The organism is Bathymodiolus heckerae thiotrophic gill symbiont (assembly GCF_900128515.1).
GTDB lineage: Bacteria > Pseudomonadota > Gammaproteobacteria > PS1 > Pseudothioglobaceae > Thioglobus_A.
In genome coordinates, this window is sequence record NZ_FQTP01000068.1 from 1 (window position 1) to 7775 (window position 7775).

8 protein-coding genes are annotated in these 7775 nt (G+C 38.7%); 4 read left to right on the forward strand and 4 right to left on the reverse strand.

Going from position 1 to position 7775, the window contains the following annotated elements:
* The 4 genes from pgk to tkt all read right to left on the reverse strand — a co-directional run.
* A partial coding sequence (gene pgk / locus BTHERMOSOX_RS08095) for a phosphoglycerate kinase (protein WP_138120581.1) occupies positions 1-701 on the reverse strand: 701 nt, incomplete at its 3' end.
* Between the two features lie 17 nt (positions 702-718).
* On the reverse strand, positions 719-1108 hold the full coding sequence (locus tag BTHERMOSOX_RS08100; RefSeq protein ID WP_138120582.1) for a DUF302 domain-containing protein: 390 nt from the start codon (positions 1106-1108) through the stop codon (positions 719-721).
* Positions 1109-1147: 39 nt separating this feature from the next.
* A complete protein-coding gene (gap, locus tag BTHERMOSOX_RS08105; RefSeq protein ID WP_138120583.1) occupies positions 1148-2143 on the reverse strand; it encodes a type I glyceraldehyde-3-phosphate dehydrogenase in 996 nt (331 codons plus the stop codon).
* 98 nt (positions 2144-2241) lie between these two features.
* Positions 2242-4224 (reverse strand): transketolase, encoded by a 1983-nt coding sequence (gene tkt / locus BTHERMOSOX_RS08110; protein ID WP_138120584.1) that lies wholly within the window; start codon positions 4222-4224, stop codon positions 2242-2244.
* Between the two features lie 713 nt (positions 4225-4937).
* On the opposite strand from tkt, the gene BTHERMOSOX_RS08115 reads away from it, so the two are divergent.
* From BTHERMOSOX_RS08115 to BTHERMOSOX_RS08130, 4 genes are all read left to right on the forward strand, one after another.
* Complete coding sequence (locus BTHERMOSOX_RS08115) at positions 4938-5561, forward strand: Arm DNA-binding domain-containing protein (RefSeq protein WP_138120585.1); 624 nt, start codon at positions 4938-4940, stop codon at positions 5559-5561.
* A 66-nt stretch (positions 5562-5627) separates the two neighbouring features.
* Positions 5628-6155 (forward strand): tyrosine-type recombinase/integrase, encoded by a 528-nt coding sequence (locus BTHERMOSOX_RS08120; protein ID WP_138120586.1) that lies wholly within the window; start codon positions 5628-5630, stop codon positions 6153-6155.
* Positions 6156-6478: 323 nt separating this feature from the next.
* Positions 6479-6784: a hypothetical protein gene (locus BTHERMOSOX_RS08125; RefSeq protein ID WP_138120587.1), complete on the forward strand. Its 306-nt coding sequence runs from the start codon at positions 6479-6481 to the stop codon at positions 6782-6784.
* Positions 6785-7136: 352 nt separating this feature from the next.
* A complete protein-coding gene (locus tag BTHERMOSOX_RS08130; protein WP_138120588.1) occupies positions 7137-7349 on the forward strand; it encodes a helix-turn-helix domain-containing protein in 213 nt (70 codons plus the stop codon).
* Positions 7350-7775 lie beyond the last annotated feature (426 nt).

Consider the following 7775-nt stretch of genomic DNA (forward strand, 5'->3'; position numbering starts at 1 on the left):
TATAATGATTTACCAACATTGTGACCTTGTGCTGCAATGAAAGTATTAGCAATACCGCCGCCAACAACTAGCTGATCTACAATTTTAGATAAAGACTCTAAAACTGTTAACTTAGTTGATACTTTAGAACCGCCAACAATCGCAACCATTGGACGCTTAGGATTATCTAATGCCTTGCCTAATGCCTCAAGTTCGCCTGAAAGTAGTGGGCCTGAACAAGCAATTGGTGCAAATTTAGCGACACCGTGTGTAGAAGCTTGTGCACGGTGTGCAGTACCAAATGCATCCATAGCAAAGATGTCACACATTGCAGCCATTTGCCTTGATAGTGCATCATCGTTAGCCATTTCGCCTTCGTTAAAACGTACGTTTTCACATAAAACAACTTCACCGTCATTCATCTCAATACCATTCAACCAATCTTTTTCTAAACGTACTGTAACGCCAAGAATTTCAGTTAAGCGATCTGCAACTGGCTGCAAAGTAAACTCATCACTATACTCACCTTCTGTTGGGCGACCACAGTGTGACATAAGCATTACTTTTGCACCCTGTGCCATTGCCATTTTAATGGTTGGTACAGAAGCTTTAATACGCTTGTCACTCGTTACAACGCCATCTTTAATTGGCACATTTAAGTCTTGACGAATTAATACTTTTTTAGAGCTAAGATCTAGATCTGATAAATTGATAACTGACATAATTTTCTCCTAGTTATTTATGCAATGGACTGATCAATGATATTGATCAATGCCTGCTCTACTGGTTCTACTATTGAAGACATGTCTTTAGTAGTCAGCTGAGCTATATGTTTAGTGGGTGACGCCATTCCAACTTTGGTGACGCCATCCTTAGTATATACCGAGATTCGACAAGGTAATACACTTGCCAAATCCATATCCTCCTCGAGGATATTCTTTGCAACCACTGGGTTACAAATTTCAAACACATGACAAAATTCTGTCATTTCCTGGCCTTTACTGGCCAATGTTTGTTTAATATCGTAAGAATGCAAAATTCCAAACTTATTGTTTGGAACTGCTTCTTTTAATTTTTCAATAACTTCTTCAACACTAAGCTGAGAGTCTTTGATGATTAAATCTGGCATATTAAAAACGGCCCGCAAAAGCGGGCCGTAATTTAATTGTTAAGCGATGTGCTCAACTAAACGAAGCATGTTACATGTGTAACCATACTCGTTATCGTACCAAGATACAACCTTAACGAACGTGTCATCAAGTGCAATACCAGCACCAGCATCAAAGATTGAAGACTGGCTAATACCACGGAAGTCTGAAGAAACAACCGATTCATCAGTGTAGCCTAATGTACCTTTCATTGAACCTTCTGAAGCTTCTTTCATTGCAGCACAAATTTCTTCGTAAGTTGCAGGCTTATCAAGCTCACAAGTTAAATCTACAACTGAAACGTCAACTGAAGGAATACGGAAAGCCATACCTGTTAACTTGCCGTTAAGCTGTGGCAATACAACACCTACTGCCTTAGCAGCACCTGTTGATGAAGGGATTATGTTCTCAAATACTGCACGACCACCTCTCCAATCTTTCATTGAAGGACCGTCAACAGTCTTCTGTGTTGCTGTAGATGCATGAACCGTCGTCATTAAACCACGCTTTAAGCCCCAGTTATCATCGATAACTTTAGCAATTGGTGCTAGACAGTTAGTTGTACATGATGCGGCTGAAACGATTGCTTGACCTGCGTACTCAGAATGGTTAACACCGTATACAAACATTGGCGTACCGTCTTTAGAAGGAGCTGATTGAACAACTTTCTTAGCACCAGCATCAATATGTGCTTGACAAGACTCTTCAGTTAAGAAGAAACCTGTGCAATCAATTACGATTTCAGCACCAACTTCATCCCACTTAAGATCTGCAGGGTTACGCTCAGCAGAAAGACGAATCTTCTCGCCATCAACAATAAAGTTATTACCTTCAACCGCTACTTCACCATCGAAACGACCCTGTGCAGTATCGTACTTAAGCATGTATGCTAAGTAATCATTTTCTAATAAGTCGTTAATACCGACTACTTCTAATTCTGGAAAATCTTTCTTAATTGCACGAAATGCCATGCGACCGATACGACCAAAACCGTTAATACCTACTTTAATTGTCATTTTTTTACTCCTTTTACTTTTTAAATGTTTATGTCAATTGACATAAATTCTTACAAATTCAAACCGAGTTATAACAACTCAGTTTGAGTTAATTTTATTTAGCCTAAAACTTTCTTTGCAGTTGCAACAACATTGTCAACCGTAAAGCCAAATTCTTTAAATAAATCTACTGCTGGTGCTGACTCACCAAAGGTTGTCATGCATACCAAGCCGCCATCTAAGCCAACATATTTGTACCATGCATCACCAACGCCAGCTTCAATAGCAACGCGCTTAACGCCTAGTGTTAATACTGAATCTTTGTATGCTTGATCTTGCTCATCATAAGCATTCGTACAAGGCATAGAAACAACACGTACGTTTGCATCCATCGCTTGTGCAGCTTCAACTGCTAAACCAACTTCAGAACCCGTAGCGATAAAGATAATATCAGCAGCGCCGTCACAATCCTTAAGTACGTAACCACCTTTTTCAATATTTGCTACTTGCTCAGCTGTTCTAGGCTGTGGCGTTAACGCTTGACGCGAGAACACTAATGCTGTTGGCGCATCGCCACGCAACATTGCCATCTTCCAAGATACTGCAGATTCGATTGCATCACAACCTCTCCATGAATGGAAACCAGGAATCATGCGCATAGTTGCTAGTTGCTCAACTGGCTGATGCGTAGGACCGTCTTCACCCAAACCGATTGAGTCATGTGTGTAAACATAAATTGTACCGATCTTCATTAGTGCAGACATGCGCAACGCATTACGCATGAACTCCATAAACATGAAGAATGTTGCGCCGTAAACTTTAAAACCACCATGAAGAACCATACCGTTCATCATGTGTGCCATACCAAACTCACGAACACCCCAAGAGATGTAGTTACCGTTTGCATTGTCAGCGTTAACTTTAACAGTACCTGACCAGTTAGTTAGGTTAGAGCCTGTTAAGTCAGCTGAACCACCAAACATTTCTGGTAATAATGGGCCCATTGCTTCAATTGCACGTTGAGATGCTTGACGAGATGCAATATTTGGCATTTCGTCTTGAGTTTTAGCAATGAAGCTATCCATTTCAACTTCAAAGTTAGCCGGCAATGTGCCTGCCATACGACGCTCAAACTCAGCTGCATCTTCAGGAAATTCTGCTGCATATGCTGCAAATGTATCATTCCAAGCTGCTTCATCAGTAGCGCCTTGCTCTTTATGATCCCAGCCTGCGTAGATGTCTGCAGGGATTTCAAATGGTGCTGCAGTCCAACCTAATTGTTTACGCGTTGCTGCGATTTCTTCGTCACCTAATGGTGCGCCGTGACAATCGTGTGTACCGCTTAAGTTAGGTGAACCGAAACCAATCACTGTCTTACAACAGATTAAAGATGGCTTGTCAGTTACTGCTTTAGCTTCTGTAATAGCCTTGCTGATTGCGTCTGCATCATGGCCATCAACTGCAACAACGTGCCAATCGTATGAATTGAAACGTCCTGGAACACCTTTTTCCATCCAATCGCCAATGTGGCCGTCAATTGAAATATCGTTGTCGTCCCAGAATGCGATTAATTTACCTAAACCTAATGTACCAGCCATTGCACATGATTCATGTGACAAGCCTTCCATTAAACAACCATCACCCATAAATACGTAAGTATTGTGATCAACAATCGTATGGCCTAGCTTGTTAAATTGTGCACCTAATGTGCGCTCAGCAATTGCCATGCCAACAGCATTAGTAATACCCTGGCCTAATGGGCCAGTTGTTGTCTCAATACCTTCAGCATAACCATACTCAGGGTGGCCAGCTGTTTTAGCGTGTAATTGACGGAAATCTTTAATATCGTCCATGCTTAACTCAAAACCAGACAAATGCAATAATGAGTACATCAACATTGAACCGTGGCCGTTTGATAAAACAAAGCGATCGCGATCAGCCCACTTAGAGCTTGTTGGGTTGTACTTCATGTGGTCGTTCCAAAGCACTTCAGCAATATCTGCCATACCCATTGGTGCACCCGGGTGGCCTGAATTTGCTTTTTGAACTGCGTCCATACTTAGGGCGCGAATCGCGTTTGCTAGATCTCTGCGTGATGGCATATTAAATTTCCTTGAATGCAAAAGAAAACAATTATACTCAAAAATCACTCAATTATCAAGGACGCCCGTAAGCCTTTGTTTTAAAAGGTAAACCGGGTTTACACCTCATATTAGCAACAAAAATCTTTATATACATATTTTTTACGCTTAAACATAAGAATATTATAATATTCTTTAAATTATTGATTTATATCAATTTAATTGAAAAAATAATGGTGTAATATGGCCAACGACCAACTAAACATAAGGATGATTTTTAAAGGTTTTAAAAATGGATAAGATTAGATATATCAACTTAGTCAATAAAATTAGAGAGATAAAGTTATCGCTGGTGCCTGTAGCTATCATTGCAACACTACCGTACAGTTGGATTGCAGATAAAATTGAATCTGTCGAAAATAAATTTCACTAAAAACTAGACAAAAAAACACCTCAATAAATGAGGCATTTGAATGGACGGTGGTTATAGGTGGACTTGAACCACCGACCCCGGCATTATGAAAATGATATTCGTGGTTTCCATTGGTTTACGATATAATCCAATCAACGCCTATTTATACCTTTATATCAGTATTTTAACAGGATTGTAAAACTGCTTTAGACAATTCTAAACCTGTACTAATAATGCTCATATGTAGCCCGAGAGTTTTCTTAAGCGCTGTTGTAGCAATACTTAGGTGAAATATTTGTAGCCCTGACGATTGATTATAACTATGCCTGCCAAAGAAACTGTTAGTTTTACTAAGAACTTTCTCGATAAGATTGTAATTCCAAAAGGCTCTACACGCCCTTGCTATCACGATTCAAATACAGTCGGATTAAGCTTACGTGTTACAAGTAATTCAGTTAAATCTTTCTTTGTTCAGAAGCGTATTAACAAGAGAACTACTAAAGTCACTCTTGGGCGCTATCCAGAGATGACAATCCAACAAGCAAGAGTTAAAGCCATCAAGACACTCAACTTAATTAGTGAAGGCATCAATCCAAACAAACTTGCGGAAGAGGAAGCCATCAGAAAAATCACTCTTGGGCAGGTGTTCAATGACTATGTCAGAAGCCGTGGCACAAATCTCAAAGATAATACAAAAAAAGGCTATGTAAGTGCGTTTAATAACTATCCTAAAGATTGGGCAGACAAACCTATTACTGAAATTACTCGTGATATGGTTGAGAGAAAGCATCGAAAAATAACCAAGCAATCGCCCACAAGGGCTAATACTGTAATGCGTCAGTTGAGAGCTTATTTTAATTATGCTATGGGTGAATATGAAGATGGCGCAGGCAACCCTATTTTTATCCACAATCCTGTCTCAAGATTAAGCCATATTAAAGCCTAGAATCGTGAGAAGCGCAAACAGACAGTTATCAAAACCTATGACCTAAAGAAGTGGTATGACACTGTAATGGAATTGCCACAACATCAGCTAAATAGTAAGAAGCCTAACACGGCAGAGGTTTGCCGAGATTTGTTCTTATTCATCCTGTTCACAGGTTTGCGTAGGCGTGAAGCTTCAACCCTTATGTGGGACAATATAGACTTCAAAGACCATTCTTTAACCATCGAAGACACAAAGAACCACGAGCCTCATTCATTACCTCTTACACCTTTCTTGTTAGAGGTGTTGGAGCGTAGAAAATCTAAGAGTCCATACATCTTTCAAGGCACAACATTAGACAAGCCATTGAACGACCCAAAGAAACAACTCGACAAGGTTAGAAAGATTAGTGGCGTGTACTTCAATCTTCACGACTTGCGACGAACCTTTATTACTATTGCTGAAAGTTTAGACATCAACACCTACGCACTTAAGCAGCTACTAAACCACAAAGACCAGCGTGATGTTACTGGCGGATACATTATTACGGACATGGAGCGATTGCGCAAACCTATGAATAAAATTACTGATTGCATATTGAAGCAAATCAAATGAAACAAGTTACACTTATTAAACAACAGGACTCTTTGCAAATAATCCAAGATGAATTGAATAATTTTATTAAACGAGATAAGAATGGAAATTGGCTTGAATGTATAAACTATTGGGAGACTGTTGTTATGAGTTTAATGTCGAGTAATAATAACCATATCACCTAGCCTACATTACATAGTATTAGCTATATTACAAGAATTGAGGCTTTATTTCTGCTACTGAACCTGCCTACAGGATTTTTGAGAGATAACCCTGAATTTGAGCCAGACTATGAACCGAATCACGACCCCTACAGTCAAGGAAGTATTTGCCCAATAACAAGAATGAGAAGATGCTTCACTGATTCATTTGAAATGACAGCACTAAACAGAAGTAATCTACACTTCTCAGCAACAGATTCTCAGGAGTCTTGGGGCTTTGTTGTTAATGTTAGTGAGTTCATTGAGTGGTCAATTAGTGTTGGTTTTACCAAGCTTGTTAATAGCGATGAAAGCCTGAAAAATACAGAATCAAAAAGCAATATTGAAGATTACAATAATAACCACAGAAAGTGGTCAGCGTTCCATAATGCAAGAGTTGTGATAACAGCCTATGAAAACACTCCTTCAGATAAAAAAAATCCAAAATAATTTATAGATGACAATAAGCAGTACGATAAATATAAAGACCTGCTTGTTCCAAAATCTGAAGATGGAGATTTACCAGCAAGGTCAACGCTAAGAGATTATATATACGATTACCAAAACTTCATAAAACAAACCTCCTTGTAATAATAGTCGACATAATAAATCTAAATTTAATTTCGTAAACTGGACTGTTTTCGAAATTTAAATGCTGTCAGAAATAGGATTTTACTAAACTCTCCAACTAATTTTGGTTACTGTTTGTAACAGAAACCCAACCTTGGATACTGTAGACAGTGCCAAAACAGATGTAAATAGTTTTGAACAGATTTTTAATTGTTTATATAGGAGTATCCAAATGGTCGAAGAATTATTTGACACCAATCAGGCAAGCAAACTACTTGGAATGAAATCTAAGTCGCTGGCAAATAGCAGGCACACTGGAACTGGTCTACAGATTCCATTCATAAAGCTCGGAAATTTAGCTAGATACCGATTATCTGACTTGCAAAGTTATATTGAAAACAACACCTTTAGTCACACAGGCGAGACCAAGGAGAAATCAATATGATAAGCGGATTACTGGATACAGAGCAAAACAACTCATCTTGATGATGATATTAACAAGCGTATAGATTCTGGCTTGTTAGGACAAATAACACATTACAAAGAATCTGATTTAAATGATGCTCAAAAGCATAACAACATACTTAATACAGACGGAGGACCATTAAATGTCGAAACAAAATAAGAAAAAACCCTCTAACAGCTCGGGAAAGTCGCAGAGGGTTAACCAAAAGATTGGTACTAAGAAGTTTAACATAATTCAGCATTTTCTTAAAGGCTTGAGTCTTAATAGGTATGAAACTGAATGTAATCCTCCCAAAAATTAACACTCAGTAAAAGTAGAACTTTCTTATAATAAAAACATAAGGAGATTCAAATGAAGACAACACGTAAATCAGATTCACAAATCATGCACTCTTTTTAGTACCCC